This is a genomic window from Winogradskyella costae, from assembly GCF_013403865.1.
GTDB classification, from domain to species: domain Bacteria; phylum Bacteroidota; class Bacteroidia; order Flavobacteriales; family Flavobacteriaceae; genus Winogradskyella; species Winogradskyella costae.
Window position 1 is genome coordinate 1 of sequence record NZ_JABFDK010000025.1, and the last position, 2,319, is coordinate 2,319.

General features: G+C 27.9%; 2 protein-coding genes. Both read right to left on the reverse strand.

Annotated elements, in window-relative coordinates; all coding sequences use genetic code 11:
- Positions 1-211 precede the first annotated feature (211 nt).
- Positions 212-1,435, reverse strand: a complete 1,224-nt coding sequence (locus HM986_RS17480) for an autotransporter outer membrane beta-barrel domain-containing protein (RefSeq protein WP_179336331.1) — start codon at positions 1,433-1,435, stop codon at positions 212-214.
- A gap of 193 nt (positions 1,436-1,628) precedes the next feature.
- The gene (locus tag HM986_RS17485) at positions 1,629-2,222 is read right to left on the reverse strand and encodes an acyl carrier protein (RefSeq protein WP_179336332.1); all 594 of its coding nucleotides are present in this window, start codon (positions 2,220-2,222) and stop codon (positions 1,629-1,631) included.
- Positions 2,223-2,319 lie beyond the last annotated feature (97 nt).

The following is a 2,319-nucleotide window of genomic DNA, read 5'->3' on the forward strand; positions in this document are numbered from 1 at the left end:
ATCCAAATCCTTTTAAAATGCTAAATAGTTTCATTATAGTTTAATTTTTAGTTCGTCTGCTCAATGAATGCCAACGTTATTGTATATGGTTTGTTGCGTGGTTTAAGCACCTAATTTAGCAAATAAAAAACCTAATAGAAAATCCGCGAGGATTTTCGTAAGTAGGCGAGAAGCCAGCAATAAATTATATATGGTGTTATGTGTTGTTTTTTTAGAATAATGAATATCCAAATATTATTGATAATGTTTTATATTCTGAACTCCAAAAACTATATTCTGATAAAACTTCTCTATCTGTTTGATATCTCACCTCTAAACTATACTTATCATTTTGTTTGTAACCTACTCCAAAACCTAAATTCTGTCGAGTTTTAATATCTAATGAATTTAAATTTGAGCCATCATTTCTACTAAATTCAATTGTTGAATTTGAACTTAAATCAAAGATGTAAGAAGCATTTATAAAAATTTTCGAATTATTATTTAGAAAGAAATAATGTCTTAAACTTACAGGGATTTCAATGGAACTGTAATCAACATTTGCTATTAACTCTCCTCCAGAAACATTATTTACATTAGTTGTTTTTTCTGACGTGAAACTTTGAAATGTTGGCTCAATTGCAATAGCCCATTTGTTTTTGTTAAAAGGTAAAATAAACTCAGCCTCTAATCCAAACCCAAACCCTCTTTTATTTTCAAATTCAGTATTTCTAGAATTAGAAACAGAGTTTTGTATTGTTAATGAAGAACTATTTATACGAGGTCTGATTGTTAAATTAAATAAATCTCTTTTTTGTTCTGGTTCGAAATTAATTAATTCGTTATTATGGCATTTGCTGTATTCAGTAAAAAACCGCACTAAACTATTTTTCTTATATTCTACATTTCCAATTTTACTTTTTTTGAAATTCGGACATTTCAAATCAACAAATAACTGTTGTCTAAATCTATTATTTCTGCCAAAATTATTCTCAGTAACTTTATAACTTTTAAAGATTAATTGTTCAATATTAGAGTTTTTTTTATTGTAAAAATATCTTTTTAAGTTATTATCAACGTATTGATACAAGTTAGCCTTACCTTCAACTAATACTTTTAAAAAAAGTTCTTCTTCTTTAAATATAGGATTTTTATCGTTGCTTAAATTATTAATGTTCTTGCTAGACCTGTCAATATTTACAGTACTTCTTACATATTTTGAAATATTATCAATACCAAATTCTTTAATTGTTTTTATAGTTGTTTTTTTAGATTCACTATTTTCGGATAGTTTATATTCAAATTCAGTTGGATTATTTTTCCAATCAATATTTTTTATTAGACAATTAATTTTTTGATTCGCATTATTAATATAATATCCTTTTTCAAAAGAAATTTGTGAATAACAATTAAGAGTTAAAATTGTTGTCAATAGAAATAAAATTCGTTTTTTCATTATTATTTTGATTTGTTAATATTTGTATGGTTGAGTTTAAATAACACATAACGTGTTTGTATATGGAAAGTTGCGGGTTTGCGTGCGAGGAATTTCCGAAGGAAATTCAGACGTAGCAAACGTGCAACGACCTTTGTTTTAGCACAACACCAGCAATTTTTTATATACGGTGTTGGTAAATCGTTTTTTTTATTTAATCAATTCCTAAATCGTTTGTAAAGGAATGATGTAATTCAATTTCACTTACTGGAACTCCAATTCTATCTTCTGTAATTCCGCAAATAATTCGTTCAATTTCATATTTGCTTGAAATATTGTCTAATGAAATTAATTCGTCATAATTCATTGAAACTATCCAATCAGTAAATTTTCTCAACGTATTTTCGGCAACAGGTTCAGTTCGGTCAAAAACTTTAAATCCTAAAAAGCGAACTTCCTTATTCAAAGTCTTGTCTAAATCTAAATCAACTAAATCAGGGATTTTTAGTCCAATTCTTATTCCCAATCGAGTCCAGTCATTTTTTAAATCCGTTTCGCTTAATAAATCCGACATTTTAGTATTTGGCGTAATATTCCGCTTTTCATTTCCAAACTGTTCAAACGCTTTTCTAATTCGGTAAAAGACTATTTGTGATAAACACTTTTCATTCGGATTTAGCTTGATTTTTTCAAATACAGAATCCGCCATTTGTTGAACTGTTGCGATTTGTTCGCATTCAGCATCTGGAATTGCAATCCCAAATTTGTCTTCTATCGACATTATTAATTCTACTGAATCTAATCCCATTTCTGCTGTTTCTTAAATGTTTGCCAACGGTCTAGTATATGGTTTGTTGCGTGTTGTTTGCACGTAATTTAGCAAATAATAACGGAATAGAAAAGCC

What these genes read in the sequence shown, in the direction of transcription:
- HM986_RS17485 (WP_179336332.1), bottom strand. Translation starts at nt 2,222, where the DNA reads ATGGGATTAGATTCAGTAGAATTAATAATGTCGATAGAAGACAAATTT.
- HM986_RS17480 (WP_179336331.1), bottom strand. Translation starts at nt 1,435, where the DNA reads ATGAAAAAACGAATTTTATTTCTATTGACAACAATTTTAACTCTTAAT.